The sequence below is a fragment of the Photorhabdus sp. CRCIA-P01 genome (assembly GCF_003545805.1).
GTDB classification, from domain to species: Bacteria; Pseudomonadota; Gammaproteobacteria; order Enterobacterales; family Enterobacteriaceae; genus Photorhabdus; species Photorhabdus antumapuensis.
The window spans coordinates 76224-97698 of record NZ_NMQR01000001.1 but is presented as its reverse complement, the minus strand read 5'-3'; the positions used below and the strand labels follow the sequence as shown (position 1 = coordinate 97698).

Genomic DNA, 21475 nt, shown 5'->3' with positions numbered 1-21475 from the left:
GAAATGGGCGTCGGTTAGTCTTGTTTTTTCTGAGCTTCGTGCTGTAGTAATCGCTGTTTGACTTTTTTGGCGAAACTATCGCTAGTAGAACGTGCCGTATAACGCAGATGGATGATAATATCGCTCATCTTTTCCAGCAGATCAGATTGATTATCGCCAAACGTCAGTGTCCAGTTAGAAAACACCCCCGTTCCTTCGAAAGGCAGGAAACGTTCATCTTGGAAATCAAGCTGGAACATGCCGCTATCATTTATGCCGGTTGATAACACCACGGCCTGATTGGCCTGTAAGTTACGAATTAAGCCAAGAGGTTCGCCATATTTAACTGGATTAAGTAGATAGTCGATAGTGTCAGAATCTTCCATATAATTGATGCTGTTGCTGTTTTGCACTAGCGTTGCACGAATATCCTGATAGGGACCGACTAGTGTAGCGAGAGAAACTGAGACGGTTTTAATACGACGATCAATATGTCCGGGATAATCTCCGAGGAACATTTCAGAATCCAGGTTGAAATTAAAGTTACCGGTTGACTTCCCTGCTTCCCATGCTTGAGAAGTTAGTAGCGATTTTAATGAAATGGTTTTAACCACCTCCAACCGGCGAACGTTCTGTTTCATATACGCCTGATCCATGTGCAGTAAGGACAACTTCAGTGATTCTCCGACCAATAACCCCTGATAGAGATCGTTCCAGCCCCCGCTTTGAATAAACTGTGTGTCAAATTTTCCTGTTTCATATTGCCAGGAAGCTTCGGCGGACAAACATAAAGACATCACGGCGTCATATGCTTGTAAATACAGCGCGGAAATTTGGCTGATCATCCACATGTACAGGCTTTCACTGGTGAACCGCTGGGAAAAATACTCTAACAGCGTATTATCGTGTTCTCTTTGTGCCTGTATGTGCGCCAATTGAGTGATAGATGCCTGCAATTGTCGGTTCTGAATAGCAATTTGTTGATCGATTTCTTCGACGTTAATTTCAGCCTGTTTGTACTGAATTTCCCATTCCTGACGACGACGGCGGTAATTTTCTGAAACGCTCAGGCTGTTAGCTTTCGCATTTTTAGATTCATATTCAATACGTATCCCTTCTGCAATGGCTCTTAATGGAGCACCATATTGCATACCGCCAACGGCAAAGCCAAAAATATTAGGTACGAGATCCGCAACCGCTCCCGCAGTGGAAACAGCTTGGGCAGCAATAACCGCGTCAGCCGCTCCTCCTTGTAATTCAATCACTTGCTGTTCGGTACTGGAGATATCTTCATCGTACAGCGCTTGGTAATGCTGTTGCCGTTCAAGTGCGGCACGTCGGCTAATATTTAACGCATCCAAAGAGGCTTGATTGATGTCGATTGTCTGCTGTTGCAGATTCACAGTAAAGTTATACAAACCTAACTGTTGCTGCATTCTGAAACGTTCAAAGTCCAGATTATCTTTGCGTTCCAGCAAACCGAGGAAGCTATTTCCGTACTGAATTAATGTCTCCACACCGCTCATTGCCCGGTTGAACACGGGGGCAAAGCGATAATTGGGGATCGACATTCTCTTAGCTCCGGCCTGACGGTTGGCAACAACACGTTGATAGCGCTGTTTCAACAAATCACGAGGGCTAATAGGTTCATCAAATAGCCCGGCTGGATACTCTTTTCCGTCCAATGTTAAATTATGGCGCAAGTTATAAATCCGCCGCGCCAGTTCCTCCCAAAGCTTCAAATATTCCGTATCGACAGGCTTACGGAATAAATCCGAGGGTTGATTGGCAACGGCGGAATCCCACGCGACAGGCAACAGAGGTAGCGTGTCCGTCATCATCATTTCCAACTGACGTGTCTGAGTATTGGTATAGGTCGCTGTGTCTTCCAGCGTACGCGGTTTCCACTCGGCGGCGAGCTGAATATCCGGACTGGTACCGAGTAGGTTGTTAGCCGACGCATAGGTGAGTCGGGCAATGATACGGGAAGTTTGCGTCAGTTTGCGGTACTCCCGATCACCTTGATCCAGCAGATTTTTCAAATAGAAACGGAAAATCGCTTTGCGATAGTGAATAGGTTCGCTGGCGGCGATGGCATCAGGATCTGTCGGCTGGGTAAGGCTGCGCATAAATTTCGGTGGAGGATCAATCAGTGGCCGGCTGTTCCAGTAACGCGGCTTTCCTTTGGATAAATCGGGATGTTCGGCGTCTTCCAGTGGGTTGAATATATAGTGTAACCACTGTGTTGCTTCTTCAAGTCGTTGCTCTATATTCAAGCGCCAGGCCACCAGGAATGGCATATGGAAGAATAGCTCCCAGAAATAGATACCGTTGGCACCATCGAGGTCGATGGCTGTCATGCCACTGTGCGGCGGTAGAGGCAGTTCCTTAATATGTTGAGTATCCCAACTGAGTACCTGATGGATACCTTGGCTGGCGCGGCTGATTAATTCTTTGGCGAATAAAGTGTTCAGTCGAATAGTGGGCGGAACATGCTTAGCATCATCCGCTGGTAAGGAAAGGTACTGAACTTGACGCTCTTCTTTAAACTGAACCAATGGACGGATCAACATCCCGATCCGATAGTCATTTGTGTATGATCCACCACCAATGATATCGATTCCAGCCTTTAGCTTAACGGAGCGGTGGTCTCCCAGATCTAGGCGGGGAACAACAAGTTCTGGTACGGGTTGGTGTTTATGTATGGTAACTGATCCTAGTTTTTCCTCGGACTGGACTTCGATTTCTTTCCCATCAGCATTCTTGGTTTTGGTGATACTGAGTTGCCAAATACAGAAATCAATTTCGTCTGGAAAGTTGTCATGAATCGGATCAGAACCATAATCAAAAGTCGATCTGGCGGTCAGTTGCAGTTCGGTGCTGGAGCCATAGACAAAATCGACAACCAGTTCTATCGTCCCTCTTCCTAGTTTTTCGTTGCCGTCTTCCTGATCTGCTCCCGCAATCATAAATTTGGTATTACGGGTTGCTGGGTAAAGCACCATAGTACGGTAAGGTATGGGGTTTGGCCCATCTTTATGCTCGCGGGAATAATACCACACTAGATCAGCAGCATATTTTTCCGATGTATCGGGTAGATCGGTAATTTCCGCCAACAACGTATCGCAGATAAATTCGAAACAGTAATCGTAATCATAAGGTTTATCACCATCCATTCCTTGAAGACGAATAAAGGCGATGATAGCGAGCTTCGGTTCGCCTTGCATTACATCCATGACGGCGACCATATCGGTCATCTGATAGGGCAATTCGCTTTCCCGCAGAATACTGGGAGCGCTCCAGGTTCCATCATATTTTGCGTAGGCGATTTTTAATTGAGTGTTGTACGTTTTCGGTGCTTCCGCTGTGTCTGCAAGTAGACGAAAATTCGTTGTCGTTGGCGTGACTTCTTCGCTTTCCGCCCAGGCAATATACAAGCGATTATTTAAAAAGATGGGACGTATCGTTGTGCTTTTTACTCCTCCTAATGGTAAATCGATAAAACGCCATTCACTCCAGGCATTCGGTGAAAGCGCATCGGTATCTGGATGTCGAATAGACAGATTCAGAGAGCGCCAGTAGTATTGGTAAGGTTGAGTTCGGGTACGTCCGATAAAGAAAAATTTATCACGAGTGGTGTCTACGCCGTCTTCGTAGCTGGCAATAACTTCCAAATTGCTAACGTCTTCAAAGTTATTCAAATATCCTAGCACGGCTTGTTGTACCGATTCCTCGGTAATCTTTCCTTGATTGAGGCTGCTTTCAAGTTGAAAGAAAAACTCCGTTTTATTCAGTCGCAGCATGGGTTCCAAATAACTTTCCGGATAGGTTCTCAGCATGCGGTCGGCGGACCAATAGTTGTAACGATTGGCAAATTCTTGCCAGTTTTCGCTCTCCTCTACGGTCATAAACAGACCTTTTTCAATATTCAGTGAGATGCGGTTAATGTATTGCTGAAGAGTATTGGTTGCCATTGCGACACGGCTGGTGTTGACTTTGGCGGAAACCATGATATCCAACAGCAGATAATCATAGACATCATCCACATTTTTAATGTCGTCACGTAGCGACTCCATAGTGGGAGAGTGAGCAACTACCTGACCAATAAAATAGTCCAGCAATGCATCTCGCTGTGCTTCCAACAAACTTGCTTCTATCGTATTTTCGCTCATCGTTGTTGTTCTCCGGGAAGATCAGGATTTTGTCGCCGCAATGACGGCCTCACCGACATGTTGGATCTGATCGAATGAGGAAGAGGGGCTGATGGTGGCGGCTTCACGAAGTGGTGAAACGGAGAGTTTCGTCTGTTGTGAAAGTGCCTGAACACGGCGTAACCAATCAATCTGCCCCATATTGCAAGCTCGAGTCGGGGTAAATTGTTCACATGCCTGTTCTACTTCACTGGCCTCCCAACCTAAAATATCGGCTAATAGTTCTGCGCAATCGAGGTTAATATCTTCGTCATTACGCTGAACGGGCGGATTATTGGCGTAAGCCAGATATTCGATTAATTTATCTTCCGTGTGCAATGACGAGGTTACCCAATGACGATAACGGCTCAATATAAAGACTTCTTTCAGTGTCAATGGCGCACCTTGTCCGGGATCTGTAACTTTAGGGGAGGATAGGCTCAGCCATGTTGGCTCGGCCAGGCGCAGGAACAATAGTTGGGGAGTTAGTCGCAGTTGTTTAATCAGGGCACCGTTCATCGCCAGATTGTAGGCAATTTGCAGAAGCTCATCGGAGATTTGCTGAGCATGAAGGAGATGTCCGTGATACTGGCGCGATTGCTGATTCAGCATCTCCAATAGCTCCGTTACGCTACTGCCAACCCATCTCAACAACAGCGGGACCACATCGCGGGAAACACCGTATTCCTTGGCAACTGCCGTAGAAACCAGATTGTCCTGTGCCGTTTTATATTGCTGAATAATCAGCCTCAGTGCGGTAATTGTAAGCGGTTTATCGTCTGGAGGAGGAGTTAACGCATCAACGATGGGGGTGATGATTTTGTTAAGATATTCGTCATCACTTTGTGCCCAGACCAAAGGAAACGGTTTCACCAGACCATCTTCGGTAATGAGCTCGTTAAGTTTTAGCATCCAGTTGCCGATATCAGGAATTTCCGGGCCCTGGAAGTCTTGTTCTGTCAAAAGATTTTCCGGCAAGCTAGAGACAATGCCGCCAAAAAAATCTGCGCTGCTATCAGTGGCGACAATGGGCAAACGCTGATTTTGAATGAACAGGCTAAGCTCTTCTGGCGTCAGTTTTGTCTGTGATAGCCAGGATGACATCTCCTCGATAGCAAGAATGATATCAAGAACATCGACTTCCGTTGTTGATTCTCCGTCACTCCCCAGTGGGCTTAAACGAGGCGCTCCAGCCAGCAATAGCGGATTAAAACCCCCAATTTTGGAGAGAATATCAACAATAATAATCCCTTGTTCTGCGGTCAGTTTAAACAGCCTGGGGATCATAACCAGCCGATAAAATGCGGATATGACATCCAGAGAACGAGTGAGCCGTTTTTCCGGCAATGAGAATGCGGAACAGACCTGTTGAGCTAAAATCTGGAAAGTCGCTGAAGCAATCCCCAGACCGGCACAGATCTGTTTTACCGTTCTGGCATCGTTGCCCCGGCGGGCAGTATAGTCAAATTCGCTATTGTCCAACGCCATTGGGATATCAAACAACTGAGGCTGGTTAAATACCTGATCGAAGAACGGCACATCAGAACTGATGCCGAAAGGGGTAATCTGGTAGACAAACGCGGCAAAGGCTTCGGCGGCCAAATTATAGTTATTGTTTAAATAACGGAATAGACCCAGAGCTCGAAGGCTATTGTAGTTGATATTCAGTTCTAAATTAGCCATACCTTCTGCTCGGGCAGCAGAGGTAAGCAACAAGTCTAATTTATCATGTGGTAGTTTTGTCCAGCGTTGCAGGCGTAACAAACGGTTTAAGCGATCGAAACGATATTCCGTGATTGCCGTCATACTACGGGGACGCGTTTTGTTAATATCCAACGCTTCTGGGTGGGCGGAATTCAGATATACCGAGCCATATTGATAAGGAGTAGGAAATGTGGCGTGGCTCTGTCCATTACTAAAGATTGTATTCTTAAACTGAACATTCGATGACACGGTGGGATGGTAATCGCCGTGGCTGAATGCCCGTTCCAATTCTTCAACAGAGCCCTTGGTTTGTTCAGAGAAGAACAAAATCTCTTCCAGCTTTTGCCTTTGTTGCGGAGGGATACCGTAGTTTTCTAAGAAGAAATCGGTGGCTTCCGGTAGTAATTTATCTTCATCAATATCATCACTGGCAATGGCGAAATGGTATGTTAAGGTCAGTATTGATCTCTTCTCTGACCACGCCTGAACTTCGATCTTGATCTCACCAAAATAAGGGCCATCAGAAAGATCCAGGCCGGGATTATCTTCGTCATGCCAACTGAGTTCTAACTGGCGCGGGTAGGGCGGAGTATCATCAAACGGGAGCAACCGGGCTTTAATACGCTGATAACTGAGTACTGATTTACCCCGTAACTTAATCGTAATGGGCTTTTTATCCTGATTAATACAGGTGATGGTTATGAATTCATGGCTGTCCGGCGCGGGTTCAATCTCACTGTATGTTAGTGCTTCTGGGCCACTGACATCAGTTTGTTTTGGCACAATATAGCCATGAGCAGAAAGCACAATATCGGTGACCGTTTCTGTTGTACTGCCGCTGAGATAAACATCCCGTAAGCGGGGACGAGTCAGATGTACTTGAGTAAATGGACTGGGTTGGCTCAGTAATGCCATTTGCTCCTTACTCAGCAGGGTACCTGCCAGCAAAATGTTGTTCTGCTTATTTGGTGGTGGATTGTTACTAAACCACGGGATCTCGGTATTTACTGCCTGAATAATTTTAGCCAGCGAGGTCTTTTTTTGCTCTAATCCCAAGGTTATTTGCGTTGTCGGCAGGCTGAATGGCAACGTAAAGGGATAGCGTGTCTCACCTAGCACTTGATTAACCGGTTTGCCTGTATCTTCCGTTAAGTCAATATAGTTTGCGGCGGAGTAACTGAGCACTTCATTGACGATCTTTAATGCCGGGAGTTCCTGATAGGTATTGTCCGCATCCAGCATTAATTCGGCTAAGTCAGGGCGTCGCTGTTCCAGCATTGCCGCGCCTTCTGTAGAATCCAGCTCGATTTGCCGTGCAAACAGATAGAGCTCAAGTAAATAACTTATTGGGGAGTTAAGTGCTTCCAGCGCTCCTGGGCGACAGAAGTTGTCCCAAGGTTCAGGAAAAAGATCAGCATAACTCGGCAGCTCCGGTTTGCCCTCTGCAATGCGTTTCAAGCGCAACTGCTCACCATCGCGTAACCCTTGTTCTCTTTGCATATGGACAAGTTGAGTGGCAAAACTGAGCGCCCGATCATAAATTTCTCCCGCGTGTCCAGAGAACTGATGCTTATGGCGGCGAAGAAAACGGGACTTTCCGACGCGCATAATATCGAAAACAGATTGGTAACCAAAAGTGATGAGTTGAGTCGCTAAACTATTTTCTGCTGCTGCCGGGATTGTTTTCATTAATAGCGTTGAAATAGTCTGAGACACATTATTATTGGATTGGAGCGTTGTCTTATCGTTCATAATTCACCTTATAAACTGAAATAACGCATAAGTGAGGCTCGACTCAATATGATGAGTCGAGCCAGCTTATCTACCCGTTATCTTTCAAGTTGCCTCTTTGTTGGCTGCACTTACTCACCCCGGTCACATAGTTCGCTATGCTCCCGGGGATTCGCTCCCTTGCCGTCGCGATGCATTTTGAAATCCATAGGGTATATAGCCCGGATATTTATTTCTTTTTGACCGTCTTACTTTGATGAAGCTTTGTAATAAAGGAGTGTTGGGCTCGTTTTTGTCGGGAATCTGACTTTGTTTTACCTGCGTGGTAGAATTTGGACATGTCAATAGTGACTGGAGCAACAGGAGTGGCACCTAATCCTTCACGAGCAGCATTGACTAATAACCCGTTATCGGCGTCAATCGTCCAGACAAACAGTCCTCCCAGACCTTTATTTTTTACAAATTCCGCTTTTCGATACACAGTACGAGGTGTTTCTATCGACAGGAATGCGCCGGTATTTTCGTTATACAAAAAGTCTGCGTCGGAAACGGTATCGGTATATAAGGTAAAATCATTTTTACCCTGTAGGTCACTATCCAAATAGTTGCGTAGTAGATCCGGAAATTCGGTGGTGCCGGGGCCAAAGCTGCCGAAAGTATTATCTTCGTCAGGATTATCTGGTGTATAGAAGCCTTTTAGTGGAGATAAGTTGGTAACGAATGCTTGTTGAGCATTACGACTATAGCCGGCAAAACCACAGAAAATCATTTTAGGGTTAACATTTAGCTCCAGAAGGTAGTTAACTGCATCTTCCATTGAATTTACCTGATCATTATTAGGATCACGTTTGATATTGGTATGGTGAGCCAGACTGTCAGCCCACGGGGAACCAAAGAAGTCATAAGACATCACGTTTAATCCTTCGACGCCTGCTTTAATCAATTCAAGGACATTGGCTTTTGCCATTTTGTTCGGCTCAGCATTAAGCGCGATACTGATTTTTATATCAGGCAGCTTTTGCTTAATAGCTTTAATTAATTCTGCAAAATTTTCCGCATCTTCGTCCCCATAATCATTACCTTCTGCACCTGGAATACCGGGATATTCCCAGTCAAGATCAAGGTCAGTAAGCATAGGGAAAGTATCAAAAATCTTTTTCAGACTTTCAGCCAGATTTTCACGGGACTCAGGCTCTTTAGCGATATGGTGGAATGCCTGACTCATTGTCCAACCGCCCAGGCTTAAACCCACTTTGGGAGGCTTTGCAACTTTAGTGAGTTTGACTAATGCGCCTAAAACGCCTTGTGCTTTATGAGGGTCAAACATCTCAGGCGGATCACCCGGTACCCAACCAGCAAATCCGCAGTTCAAATAAGCCTGAACGTCTGCCCAACCGTCGAGGAAAGTTGCTTTGCCTCGATGGTTAATGAGGTCGTCCTGATCTTCGGCTATGGCAAAGTCGATAGCACCTTTTTCAATGTTGTTTTGTTGTTCTCCTTCATCACCAATGATCCCGGTGAAACCAATGATAATCTTGTCATAACGTGGATAGTTATCATCTTTTAAGCGCATGATATCGGTACCACGCCCTCCTACGGTGTAATCAACGTCGGTATCTCCCGCAAAGTTACCATAGCGGCTGTCATAAATCCCCCAGTCAGTGAGGTAGCCAAACACCAGAAAATCAGGATCAGCTTGATAGTTATTAAACAAGCTCTTAGCTACCCTTCCTGGAGTATAAGAGAGTTGTTTATCTGAGGTAGCAGGATCGAACTTATTGGCGGCATAGGTTTTTTCAGCAGCGCCAGCTCCCCATACTTTTTCAAGCTCTTTTAAATCTTTGGTACCCGGATCTGGGGAAATATATAAGTTGTTATCATCTTGAGGTACTTTTTTATTAACCATAAAATCATCCTCTATTAAAGTAAGGTTTTTTCAATGATATGTCTTAGCAGATAAAATTTCAGGCAGATGAAATAAACAGTAGACTATGTCTGAAATTAATCAATAATTCTTATGTGAAAAATTAATTATTGGCTTGAAATCAGATATATACCCAATAGATTTCAAATTGCAGCGCGGCGGTAAGTGAAAGCAGCCAACAAAGCAGCAACTTGAAGGATGAAGGGGATATACATATTTGCCACAGCGTCTGATTAAATAAAGATTTTTTCTCTATTATTAGAATAATAATTTCATAAATAAAAGTATTGTAAAGATATTAAATAGTGTCATTGAGGAAAAATTATTTATATATAGATTACAAGTAGATGACTCTTATTTATCTGAATTAATACCTGCACTTTGTACATTAACGTTATTGCCAATACACAGACACGAGGGAAGATGGTGGTGGGACAGCAAGCTTATTCGCCCAGATTATTTATTGGCTGAAATAATCATAGGAACAGCTCTGTGTCGCACCACAGCATATTGAATACCCTCCGCTCTCAAGAAATAATATCACCTATTTCATATTATTACGTTTTTCCTCCATTTCCATTGCTGTGTCATTTTCATCTTCATGTACGTTGAACCAAGGGAAATAAGATGTCCTTCGTAACTTCTGGTTGGCTGTTTCTACTCTGATTTCTCTATCCAGAGCGTCATATTCATATTTATCTGCATACTGGTTAATACGTAAGCTGGCATCAGACGCATAATGCCAGTCATTGAGGAAAAAGGGTTGATATGTACGTTTGATTAATCCTCTATTATTGTATTCAGTTCGTCCGCTGACAGCCCAACGTGGTTCAGATTCCCTCTGTTGTGGCTTATTCTTATCGTCCACAATTAATTCTCCTGACGGGCTAAGTAAATAAGATATTCCCGGTTCGTTGAGTACCGATGTTTGCAATATGCGACCAAAACCATCGCTAAAGCTAACAGCAATTCGGATATGTTGTTCCTGTTTAGGCCGGGCGTATCTATCAGCAAGAAAACGGGCTTCATGTATTGGCATCGGTAAGATCTCTGCTAATACTTCGCGCATCATATTTCCCCATCCATCACTTTGGGCATCGTGCTGCCAACAAGATATTGGCAGAAGTACTTCTCCTCGAACACTGATAATTCTTGCTTTAACTAGACTCCACCAGAGTCGTTCACTGGATAAATTCAAAAGTGTTCCAATTCGAGAAATATCCTTCTTTCTTAAATGGTTTTTGTTATTAAACAACTCGAGTAAGGTATCTCCGCAGTCGTAAATCTTTTGCCTTTCTAGCCAGCGGTAAGCTTCAGTACGAACATGACCATCTAGGGTAATAAAGTGACGGTCGAGCATATAATCCCATAAATTCTTGGCGACATTTATTGATTTTCTATCAATAACAATATGTTCAGTTTTTTCTTTACTGACTTTTCCCATCCAACTAAACCATTCAACTCCACTATATTGGGAAACGATTTGTTCTTTATTTTGCAAAGCGTGTTCAATCATCTCGGTAACATTACCGTCAGGTAAAACAAAATCATTCACTGGGTAAAAGCCACTGATGATATAGGAACCATCATCTCCTTTTTCCCCTTCTTTCCCATAAAAACTATTGGCAATGACACGGCCTAATGCATTAAATTTAACTTCGGAAATATTATTATTGAGATCTATTAATTTCCAAGGCTGCATAAAACGATAATCATATTCAATCGTCGTGATATTTTCGGCGGCATCACGAGTTTTTATAATGCCACAAATAAATTGATCATATTCATAGTTGATTGCCCCACTGAGTAAACTCTTTTGTTGAGCCAATGGTCGATAGAATTTTAATTCACTCTTTTCTGCATATGTTGTATATGTATTACCTGCAACCCATACTTTTGTTTCAGGTTCTACTCCCGGTACCGATAAAATACGTTCGCTTTGACGATATCCGGCTGAAATCAGGTAATTATCGCGTTCTGTTTCACTCATAACGTCTTGGAATGCAGACAAACTCTCATCATCAAATTTGGCAATATCGATATGATCGATCAGAGCTAAAACTTCTGGTACATTGGTCGCGTAATAGATTTGGGTTTGCCCGGCAAATTGGCGGGGACGGTTGGCGGATAATATGCCTCCTGGCGTGGTCACTGTTTCGAAACTAAACCCTTGCCCTTGTGGAATATCCGCAGGATCCGGTGTCAGATAATTTCGTCTTTCTCCTTGAAGCACACTTAGCCGCCAAATATTTTGTTCATCGAAATGAACGAATTGAAATCGCTCTTCAAACACGTGTAATATCTGCTGTTGCTCATCATAGCTATTGTTCCAAACCTCTTCAGGAAATAGGGGAGGATAAGGATTCGTTAAGGGCTTATTTCGGCGTGGATAATTTATGCTCACCCGATGCAATATCGCACCATATTCTTCCTGCTGTATAATGATCTGTTGAGATATTACGGGATCATTAGCTATCCCTTCATAGTTATAGTTTACTTTTTCTAGCTCTACAGGCATAACCACAGCTTCTTTTATTACCCTATCATTACGATTATCATTGTAAACAACTGGCTGCACTAATCTGGCACGTAGGCGAGTAGTTTGTACATTAAATGGCACCGCTTTATTGATATCCCAAATTTCTTTACGTATCAGCATTCCTTGCAAGCTGCGATGTAATCCTTTGAGCGTAGTTTCATCTGGATTTTCTAAGATAACATCTTGCTGTTTCTCTGCATCGTAATAGGTCAATTGCGTTGGCGCAGGCGTAAAAGCCTCTTTATCACCAAGCCAGCAATTAATAAGATGATTCTCATCACCTTCATAGCCAAGATGATACCAGGAATCAATGCGCGTATTTCTATCATCTGGAGAGTCATTCTTGCTGAGATCAATTGCTGACTCAGTTATTGATATATAACCAAATCCACGAAATTCTCGCTCACTCTGATCGAAAACTCCACGCCGATAAGTGTAAGACTGGCTTAATGAATTACCACTAATTTCATCTTTTACGTATGAATATGCTTGGACATATATCGGCATGGGTAAACGAGACATTGCTTCCGGTGTCTCTTTTTTTTCATCCAACCAATATTGTGCGGAACTACGGTATCCCCATTCGGTGTAAGCTCCCATGTTATTACTCACGGAAGATAATAAATAGGATTTAACTGGAGTGAAATCATAACGCCAATGACGGTAATAACCACCGTCACCAACAACGCTGAATATTAAACTGGGAACACCGGTTCCTCTTATGTCTGCGATCAGTAGCTTGCTTAATAGATCTGTATAGCGGATCCCCTCAGGCAGCGGAATAATATGAGGTTCTCCATATGAATTTCCTGCTTGGTTTAGATATAAATAAAGTTTGTCTGAATCAGCATAAATTAGGTCGGTAGTTCCTGAGCCATTAATATCGGCTAAATAGATGCGTTCAGGATTAAATGGTGTTGTCGGATTAAACCCACTCAGTTTAACAATAGGGCCAAACTGACCGTTGCCTAAATTTGGGCTGAAGCTAACCCCTTCCGCACTAACCTTCATCCAATGTTGTTGACCAGAGCCGGCAACATCACTAAAAGCGATGACATTAGCATGATCGTGTTGCCAATTACCGATAGCCGCCGTTGTGGGTAAAGTAACATCGACACCCGCCTCAAATCCATTGCCATTATTGAGATAAACACGAACTGACATAGGACCTAATAATGCTAAATCACTAAAACCACGATGATTAATATCAACGAAACGAATATCGGTAGCAAAGAATTCAAGCGGCAGTGCATTAAAAGGCGTAAATTCTGACCAACTATGGTTTTGATGAGTAAAAAAGCCTGACAATCCCGGCGATGTGATAATCCAATCAAGCTTAGAATCGTTATTGATATCGGCGAGATAGGCATTTTCTGGCCTTAAACCCGGAATTAAAGGTAATGTTTCCCAATCGGAATAGGTTACGGCATCTGGATTATCGGTTGCCACATCACGTATTGGTGAACGGTATTTCCATTCTCCAGCATTAAAATACAGGATCCCGGCAATGCCATCTTTATACAAATCAACCAGTTGAAATTTTTGACCTTTATATACACCTTCAAAATCTGTATCCGGTAAATCAAAGGATTGCCAGCCAGTATTATTGTTTGGCGAAAAGGGGGTATAACTAAACTCTATGGGAGGAAGAGATTGAGACGAGTGATCTCCATAACCTGTTACCGTCACGCTGCGTAGTGTACTTAATATCGGGTTATCTTCATATTCAAGCCATAGGCGTTTTACTAACACATTATCTTCACCTAATTGATCTGGAAAGTGATGATACATCAGCACCTGCCTGCAAAGGCGATAAGTCCGTAGCTCAAAACCATATTCATAACGGGAAAAAATATCTGATCTAACTAACCATTGTCCGTTTTCCGGTATATCAAAGGGAGGCGCTTCATCTAAATTGTTTCCTCTTTCTCCATAGTCGAGAACCAAGGTAAAAAGCCATCCCTCTTGGGGTAGTACAGATAACGATGCTAGATAAAGGGATTCATGTTGTTCTAAATTGCCATAAGTAATCTTACTAAGATAATGTTGTGCATTACGTTTTCTTTCTAATTCCCATTCTGGAAGGGGTTCTGGTAGTCCTTCACCATCTTCGGCCAAATAATGATAGCCAATATGTTCTCCGGTGGGAGATAAAGACTCTTCTAATAACCAGATGGCGACTTTGTTTTTATTTTCGGGGTCGGAAATTCGACCTTGTTCTGTTTTACCTAAACAATGAATTTGTCCGTCTGGAGAGTAAATAAGCCAATGGCCTGCATCTTCAGTATTTAACTGATAATGTTCAAATCGTAAAAAATTACCTTCCGAGCGTGAACAATAACGAGTGATATTATATGATATGGGGATTTCCTCATGATTAATAATATCTTTCTTTATTTTTTCTTCTATTGATATTAATAGTTCGCCATTGGGGCCAACGAATTGATCAATTTTCCCTGTCTTATCGATCCCCAGGCCATAATTAGGAACACCTTTTTGGGTTCTTCGGCTGATACGTAATAAAGGGAGTTGCCATCCGACGCCGAATTCGCTATTCCCTTGTCCACTACTGTATTGCAAAGACAATGAAGGCGCGTAGCCTCTGCCAGAAGAAACGGGTAGCGGTATAGTGAAAGTTGCCATCCCGCTGACGCCAGCAGAATTTAATTCTGCATCCAGCCCTTTGAGTGCACCGCCGCCTTTTGGTAAAGATAACTCCGTAATAGATATTGTGTTTATCGTTTGTTCTGCCATAGTTTTCTCTCATAGTATAAGAGTTATGAACAAATAATATAATTAAGATGAGATTATATAGTTTCTGGTGAATCATTATCACTGAATGACCAGTAGTATCTGTTTTCAAAGCGTAGACGATAATTCATGAAAACACCTATGAAATAACGTTTAAAAATATCCATGAAATTTTTTTTAATTAAATATATGAGTGTTAAGGCTTTGTTTTATTTGGTTGAGTTACTCAATTGAAAACATTAAATACTAACGAATTGGTGTTTTTGTAAATAGGGGTATTTACACAAATCTGATAAGCGTATTTTCCAATATGCCAGAGTATAATCTTCTTTATAAATATTTTTAGTTATTATTATTTCATAATGTTATTATGATGTGTAATGTATATTACCATTGTAAATACGTTAGGAATTCTCTCGTCCTAAATAGTTATGGGGTAAAGCGTAAGGTATTAGCGGGTGGGAATATTTATATAAGTGCTATTAAGACAATAAAATGGCACTACCGCGCTGTGATGCGGTAATGCACTTAATTAAACCTGAGCTCTATGGCCGGAAAGCATAGAGTGACGGGCAGCTTGACCATCTGAGCCATAAAGAGAAGGGCTATGGTGGCTTTTTAGAAAAGCGATAGCTTGGCTGTTGAGTTCAAGATGTTGGGTTAATAACAAACCGTTATGGGTGTTTAAATCACGAATCTGAGTAACCGCTTTGCCGATCTGTTGCCATAATGTGGCGAGTACAGGTTGTTTATCATAAGGCGCGATGATGTTTAATGCTTTGCTCAAATTAAGACGTTGCTGTTCTGAATAGCTAAGCGCAGATAACAAAAAATTTTTTCGTTCTGTTACCTGGTGCAAATCCCGTGCTTCAATAAAACCCTCACACAGAATACGCTGTTCTTCCACCATAGTTTGGGTCAGCGAGGTCAAATAAGTCACTTGCTGTTCGAATAATTGTTGCAGTTCTTCCATAGCGGGTTTAATTATTTCTTATCGTACTGAAAGTTTTCGGCGGCTTCTTTGAGCAGAGCGTCTGCGATTTTACCGCTGTTCATTTTTAAGGTTCCCTGAGCAATCGCTTCTTTCAACTTTTGCACCTTTTGAATATTAATATCCTGGCTGCTCGGCTGAACCAGTTTTGTTTGTGCTTCGCTCAGTTTTACTTGTGCATCACTGCTTTGTAAGGTAACGCCAGAGGTTTTTCGGGTGCCCTGGGCGCTGCTTTCATTAGTAGGTCGCTGTTGAACAGCAGCGATAGCTAATAAGGGGTGAGTGCGTTCGATACTCATAATCATTATCCTTTATGGCCAGGCATAGGTTCACCTATGGATCGGAGCAGGTTACATGCCATTTGCATACCTGCAAATCGTGCTCTGCTGGTTATATCGGCACAGTAAGAGAAAACTTTAGAACTTATAACATGATTTTTACATTGCCGTTTTCTAATGCCTGACCGGTTATAACGTGCCCTGAATTCATTCGAACCCTGACTTTATCAGAAATAGCGGCGTTATTAATAGCTTTCCCTTCGTTGCGTATCTGAAAGCCATTTCCCTGTACAATCACCACCACACTCTGGCCTGACCGTACAACCCACGGGCGGCGTAACATATTATGCGTAATCGCCTGCCCCGCCGGGATGTTACGTATCGCAATACTGTTTTTTATCTTATTTTTGTTAATGATCAGATCATGCGGTAGTTTTTCCAGTAATCCACTTCTGACCTGAAAATCTTTATCTGATAAAACATCATTACGCAAGATAGCTCGGCGGGTAACCAGATAATTTCCTGTCACACTGACAGCGACTTGAATAAATTTGCGTTGTTGATGGCAGATAACAGGTAAAGAGAGATTTCCCCGGTTTTGACCGCCGATAGGGGGTTGAATTTCTGGCCATTCACATTGGGGCCATTGTTGTTCAGGTGTTTTGATGTTAACCGAAACTTTATGATGATTATCCCGGTGTATCTGCTGAAAATAATGTTCTATAACGTGAGGTAAATTATTGCCCCATGCCAGCGAAGTCATAAAGAAAAATGCGAATAGCCCGATAATATTTATAGCTGGCATCTTCTCGCTCTCATTATTTCCGTAGGTTAATACGCCGCTGTTTAGTAACGCACAGTGTACCTGTATTGAAAATCGGTCAATGGGATAAATAGCAATTCAATTAGTGTCTATTCATCCGATAGGCTTTTCTTTCTGCGTTTATTCTGTTTACTGCGAACTTCGCGATCGCGAACGGCGCTATTAAGGTCACAACCCAGGTAAGTCACATCAGAGGGAGGAATATGCTCGATAAATTAGATGCAGCCTTTCATTTTCAGCAGGAAGCTTTGTCATTGCGAACACGGCGACAAGAAATATTGTCCGCTAATATCGCCAATGCGGATACGCCTGGCTATCAGGCGCGGGATATTGATTTCGCTACACAACTGAAAAAAACCATTGCACACGGTCGGGTCACCGGAAACGGGATTGGGCTGACGCTGACATCCGATCGGCATATTCCTATTCAGCCTCAGAAGAGAATGGAGATGGATTTACTGTATCGGGTGCCTTATCAGCCAGCGATGGATGGCAACACGGTGGATATGGATATGGAACGTGGCAATTTTATGGATAACAGCCTGAAATATCAGGCTGAACTGACAGCGACCAGCTCTCAGGTTAAAAGCATGATGTCAGTCTTACAGCAAGGATAAAGGCCATGTCTTTACTCAGTGTTTTTGATATTGCCGGCTCGGCATTATCAGCGCAATCCCAGCGATTAAATGTCAGTGCCAGTAATATGGCGAATGCTGATAGTGTTGCGGGGCCTGATGGTCAGCCATACCGGGCTAAACAGGTAGTTTTTCGAGTGGCTGCACCAGTAGGGCAGGAAACAGGCGGTGTGCGGGTCAGTGAAATTGTGGATGATCTCACTCCTTTCCGCCTTGAGTATCAGCCGGGACACCCATTGGCGGATGAAAAGGGTTATGTGCGGATGCCAAACGTTGATGTGGTCGGAGAAATGATTAACACCATCTCGGCTTCTCGTAGCTATCAAGCCAACGTTGAGGTGCTTAATACCACTAAATCGATAATGCTGAAAACATTAACGTTAGGTCAGTAACAGGAGTGACTCATGGCTATTACCAGTTCAGTGAATGAATCACTGAATAACACGATTGTTGGAGAGTCAGCATTGGCCAGCAAGAAAAAGGGTAGTGAAGAGCTGAATAGCAACTTCATGAAATTGCTGGTCGCGCAAATGAAAAATCAAGATCCAACTAACCCGATGAAGAACAATGAGCTGACCTCCCATTTGGCGCAGATTAACACACTCGCGGGGATCGAAAAGCTGAATACCACCCTGGGGTCGATTGTTGGTCAGATAAATAATAATCAGCCTGTACAGGCATCGGCTCTGATTGGACGGAAAGTGATGATTCCTGGGAATACCATTTTGTCTGGTTTAAACAAAGAGTCTGGGAACGTCAGTACCACACCATTTGGTATTGAGTTGGAAAGGCCCGCGGATAGTGTGAAAGTCACCATTACTGATAAACAAGGGACTGTTGTACACCAAATTGATATTGGTGGATTGGAAGCGGGTGTCCATAGTTTCCCCCCTTGGGATGGCAAAAAAGAAGATGGCACTCATGTTGAGGATGGCGCTTATAACTTCACCATTACTGCTAGCTATCAAGGCGAGCAGAGAGTGTTTCAGCCATTGAGGTCCGCGGAGGTGAAGGGCGTTACTCGTGACGCGGACGGCGCTAAGTTAGATTTAGGACGGATCGGTACTGTCACAATGGATCAGATACGTCAGATTCTTTAACCAACAAGAATTTTAACGGAGAATAGTATGGCTTTTTCACAAGCAGTAAGTGGTTTGAATGCCGCGGCAGGTAATTTGGATGTTATTGGTAATAATATTGCTAACGCGGCGACATATGGTTTTAAATCCAGTACGGTTGCTTTTTCTGACATTTTTGCCGGTTCTCAGGTGGGGCTGGGGGTAAAAATATCGGGTGTTAATCAGAATTTTAAAGATGGTACGCCGACAACGACTAATCGCCCACTTGATCTGGCGATCACTCAGAATGGTTTTTTCCGTATGCAAGGGGGTGATGGTGGGATTTACTATTCCCGTAACGGTCAATTCAAGATGGATGAGAACCGCAATATTATCAACATGCAAGGCATGAAATTGACAGGCTATCCCGCGGTCGGTGTCAATGGCGGTGCGCCGGAGATTCAGAAAGGGGCTAACCCAGAGCCGATTACAATACCTCAAGGTATATTGATGGCTAAAGCAACAACTCAGGTGACGATGACAGCCAACCTTAATTCGATGCATAAAAAACCGACAGATGCTTTCTCGCCAGAAAATAAGGATTCTTATAACTATCCTACCAGTGTTACTACCTTTGATAGCTTGGGTAACCCACATGTTATCCAGGTTTTCTTTGTGAAAACGAACGATAACGAATGGCAGGTTCATGCTCAGGATAGTGCGGTTGAGGGCGCTAAAGCCGCTTCGTTGGGGACGTTGAAATTTGATGGCAATGGTAAACTGATTGGTGACAATAATCAGTTTACATTTAATGTTCCTTCTCTGAATGGTTCTAATGCCGCTGATATCACGATTGATTTTAATGGCAGTAAACAGCAAAAGATTGATACTGATAGCATATCAGCACCCAAGCAAGACGGTTATGCCGCAGGTGAATTCAAGGGCTACCGTATTGAGCAAGATGGCCGTGTCATCGGCACCTATACCAATGAGCAATCCCAATTATTAGGTCAGATCGTTCTGACTAACTTTGCTAACCCAGAAGGGCTGGCAGCGAAGGGTGACAACGTTTGGGTAGAGACGAGTGCTTCAGGTAGCCCAGTGGTTGGCATTGCGGATTCTGGCGGTTTTGGCAAATTGCTCAGTGGCTCGTTGGAAGCATCCAATGTCGATATGAGCCAAGAACTGGTTAATATGATCGTGGCTCAGCGCAACTATCAATCCAGTGCGCAGACCATTAAAACTCAGGATCAGATCCTGCAAACTCTGGTCAGCATGCGCTGATAGTTTCAGGATAGCATTATGGATCATGTCATTTATACCGCAATGGGCGGCGCCCGTCAGACACTAGAACATCAGGCAGTGACGGCAAATAACCTGGCTAATGCATCGACGCCGGGTTTTAAAGCGCAACTGGCTGCGTTGCGAGCGGTGCCTATTGAAGGGGCTGCTTTTAATACCCGAACTTTGGTCGTGGCTTCAACGCCGGGCACTGACAATCGTCAGGGGCCGATGAATTACACCTCCCGTCCATTGGACGTAGCTATCGGGCAGGGGGGATATCTGGCGGTTCAGCTTGAAGATGGTTCTGAGGCTTATACCCGTAACGGCAGCATTCAAATTTCAGCGGACGGTCAGTTAACTATTCAGGGTAACTTGCTGATGAGTGAGAACGGCCCGATCGATGTTCCGCCACAAGCTGAATTAACTCTGGCGGCTGATGGCTCGATCTCTGCCTTGGTTGCCGGTGATCCGCCAACTTTACTGGGGCAACTTGGCAAATTGAAAATGGTGAAGCCTGAGAACAATCAGCTAGTTCGTGGCGATGATGGTCTTTTCCGTATGACTGAGCAAGCCCAGGAATTACAGGGTAATGTCTTGCCTGCCAGCGATGAGGTGAAATTAATGCCCGGTACGCTTGAAGGAAGTAACGTCAACCCGATGGAAAGCATGGTGAGTATGATTGACAACGCCCGTCGTTTTGAAATGCAGATGAAAGTCATCCATAGCTCAGATGAGAATGCACAACGTGCTAATCAACTTTTATCAATGAGTTGATTTAGACACAGAGGATAAAACCGATGATCCGATCATTATGGATTGCTAAAACTGGGCTGGATGCCCAGCAAACCAATATGGATGTGATTGCCAACAATCTGGCAAACGTCAGCACCAATGGTTTTAAACGCCAGCGTGCCGTTTTTGAAGATCTGCTTTACCAGACCATTCGTCAACCAGGGGCGATGTCCTCGGAACAAACCCGCCTACCTTCTGGTTTACAGATAGGTACCGGGGTGCGTCCGGTAGCAACAGAACGGATACATAGTCAGGGAAACTTATCTGAAACTAATAACAGTCATAATGTTGCCATTAGAGGAAAGGGATTCTTTCAGGTTCAGTTACCTGATGGTACCAGCGCCTATACCCGTGATGGTTCATTTCAGGAAGATCAAAACGGGCAGTTGACAACCGCTAGTGGTTTTTTGATATTCCCTACCGTTACCATTCCTGATAACGCGACAGATCTCACCATTAGCCGTGATGGTGTTGTCAGTGTGAAGGTACAGGGGCAATCGGCACCTCAGCAAGTCGGTCAATTTACCCTGACAACTTTTATCAATGACAGCGGGTTAGAAAGTATTGGTGAAAACCTTTATGTAGAGACTAGCAGCTCTGGCGTACCGATTGAAAATGCACCAGGAATAAATGGCGCTGGGTTGCTCCAGCATAAATATGTAGAAACATCTAACGTCAATATCGCTGAAGAATTGGTCAACATGATTCAGACGCAACGTGCTTATGAAGTTAACAGTAAGGCGGTGTCGACGTCTGATCAGATGCTACAAAAACTGACTCAGTTATAACCTAATCG

General features: G+C 43.7%; 13 protein-coding genes. 6 read left to right on the top strand and 7 right to left on the bottom strand.

Annotation, left to right across the window (positions count from 1 at the left end):
- Positions 1 to 14: 14 nt before the first annotated feature.
- The 7 genes from D3222_RS00475 to flgA form a co-directional block, all read right to left on the bottom strand.
- Positions 15 to 4151, bottom strand: a complete 4137-nt coding sequence (locus tag D3222_RS00475; protein ID WP_118984348.1) for a neuraminidase-like domain-containing protein — start codon at positions 4149 to 4151, stop codon at positions 15 to 17.
- Positions 4152 to 4172: 21 nt separating this feature from the next.
- The gene (locus tag D3222_RS00470) at positions 4173 to 7625 is read right to left on the bottom strand and encodes a Tc toxin subunit A (RefSeq protein ID WP_118984347.1); all 3453 of its coding nucleotides are present in this window, start codon (positions 7623 to 7625) and stop codon (positions 4173 to 4175) included.
- A 208-nt stretch (positions 7626 to 7833) separates the two neighbouring features.
- Complete coding sequence (locus tag D3222_RS00465; protein ID WP_118984346.1) at positions 7834 to 9510, bottom strand: glycosyl hydrolase family 18 protein; 1677 nt, start codon at positions 9508 to 9510, stop codon at positions 7834 to 7836.
- A gap of 562 nt (positions 9511 to 10072) precedes the next feature.
- Positions 10073 to 14821, bottom strand: a complete 4749-nt coding sequence (locus D3222_RS00460; RefSeq protein WP_118984345.1) for a SpvB/TcaC N-terminal domain-containing protein — start codon at positions 14819 to 14821, stop codon at positions 10073 to 10075.
- Positions 14822 to 15350: 529 nt separating this feature from the next.
- Positions 15351 to 15791, bottom strand: coding sequence for a flagella synthesis protein FlgN (locus tag D3222_RS00455; protein ID WP_118984344.1), 441 nt, complete (start codon positions 15789 to 15791; stop codon positions 15351 to 15353).
- Positions 15792 to 15802: 11 nt separating this feature from the next.
- Positions 15803 to 16108, bottom strand: a complete 306-nt coding sequence (gene flgM, locus D3222_RS00450) for a flagellar biosynthesis anti-sigma factor FlgM (RefSeq protein WP_049582025.1) — start codon at positions 16106 to 16108, stop codon at positions 15803 to 15805.
- Between the two features lie 124 nt (positions 16109 to 16232).
- Positions 16233 to 16892, bottom strand: a complete 660-nt coding sequence (gene flgA / locus D3222_RS00445) for a flagellar basal body P-ring formation chaperone FlgA (protein WP_118984343.1) — start codon at positions 16890 to 16892, stop codon at positions 16233 to 16235.
- 221 nt (positions 16893 to 17113) lie between these two features.
- Between flgA and flgB the strand changes: the two genes are divergently transcribed.
- From flgB to flgG, 6 genes are read left to right on the top strand one after another with little or no spacing between them, the layout of a single operon-like run.
- Positions 17114 to 17527 carry a flagellar basal body rod protein FlgB gene (flgB, locus tag D3222_RS00440; protein ID WP_118984342.1) on the top strand — a complete coding sequence of 138 codons (414 nt, stop codon included), beginning with the start codon at positions 17114 to 17116 and terminating at the stop codon, positions 17525 to 17527.
- A gap of 5 nt (positions 17528 to 17532) precedes the next feature.
- Entirely contained in the window at positions 17533 to 17937 is a 405-nt protein-coding gene (flgC, locus tag D3222_RS00435) for a flagellar basal body rod protein FlgC (protein ID WP_118984341.1), read from the top strand.
- A 12-nt stretch (positions 17938 to 17949) separates the two neighbouring features.
- On the top strand, positions 17950 to 18645 hold the full coding sequence (flgD, locus tag D3222_RS00430; RefSeq protein WP_118984340.1) for a flagellar hook assembly protein FlgD: 696 nt from the start codon (positions 17950 to 17952) through the stop codon (positions 18643 to 18645).
- Positions 18646 to 18672: 27 nt separating this feature from the next.
- Positions 18673 to 19887, top strand: a complete 1215-nt coding sequence (flgE, locus tag D3222_RS00425) for a flagellar hook protein FlgE (protein WP_118984339.1) — start codon at positions 18673 to 18675, stop codon at positions 19885 to 19887.
- Between the two features lie 18 nt (positions 19888 to 19905).
- On the top strand, positions 19906 to 20661 hold the full coding sequence (locus tag D3222_RS00420) for a flagellar basal body rod protein FlgF (protein WP_118984338.1): 756 nt from the start codon (positions 19906 to 19908) through the stop codon (positions 20659 to 20661).
- Positions 20662 to 20684: 23 nt separating this feature from the next.
- Positions 20685 to 21467 (top strand): flagellar basal-body rod protein FlgG, encoded by a 783-nt coding sequence (gene flgG, locus D3222_RS00415; RefSeq protein WP_118984337.1) that lies wholly within the window; start codon positions 20685 to 20687, stop codon positions 21465 to 21467.
- Positions 21468 to 21475 lie beyond the last annotated feature (8 nt).

Bases quoted from the DNA above. Each gene is read 5' to 3' on its own strand.
- D3222_RS00455 (WP_118984344.1), bottom strand. From the start codon at position 15,791: ATGGAAGAACTGCAACAATTATTCGAACAGCAAGTGACTTATTTGACC.
- D3222_RS00460 (WP_118984345.1), bottom strand. From the start codon at position 14,821: ATGGCAGAACAAACGATAAACACAATATCTATTACGGAGTTATCTTTA.
- flgA (WP_118984343.1), bottom strand. From the start codon at position 16,892: ATGCCAGCTATAAATATTATCGGGCTATTCGCATTTTTCTTTATGACT.
- flgM (WP_049582025.1), bottom strand. From the start codon at position 16,108: ATGAGTATCGAACGCACTCACCCCTTATTAGCTATCGCTGCTGTTCAA.
- flgB (WP_118984342.1), top strand. From the start codon at position 17,114: ATGCTCGATAAATTAGATGCAGCCTTTCATTTTCAGCAGGAAGCTTTG.
- D3222_RS00465 (WP_118984346.1), bottom strand. From the start codon at position 9,510: ATGGTTAATAAAAAAGTACCTCAAGATGATAACAACTTATATATTTCC.
- D3222_RS00475 (WP_118984348.1), bottom strand. From the start codon at position 4,151: ATGAGCGAAAATACGATAGAAGCAAGTTTGTTGGAAGCACAGCGAGAT.
- flgC (WP_118984341.1), top strand. From the start codon at position 17,533: ATGTCTTTACTCAGTGTTTTTGATATTGCCGGCTCGGCATTATCAGCG.
- D3222_RS00470 (WP_118984347.1), bottom strand. From the start codon at position 7,625: ATGAACGATAAGACAACGCTCCAATCCAATAATAATGTGTCTCAGACT.
- flgE (WP_118984339.1), top strand. From the start codon at position 18,673: ATGGCTTTTTCACAAGCAGTAAGTGGTTTGAATGCCGCGGCAGGTAAT.
- flgG (WP_118984337.1), top strand. From the start codon at position 20,685: ATGATCCGATCATTATGGATTGCTAAAACTGGGCTGGATGCCCAGCAA.
- D3222_RS00420 (WP_118984338.1), top strand. From the start codon at position 19,906: ATGGATCATGTCATTTATACCGCAATGGGCGGCGCCCGTCAGACACTA.
- flgD (WP_118984340.1), top strand. From the start codon at position 17,950: ATGGCTATTACCAGTTCAGTGAATGAATCACTGAATAACACGATTGTT.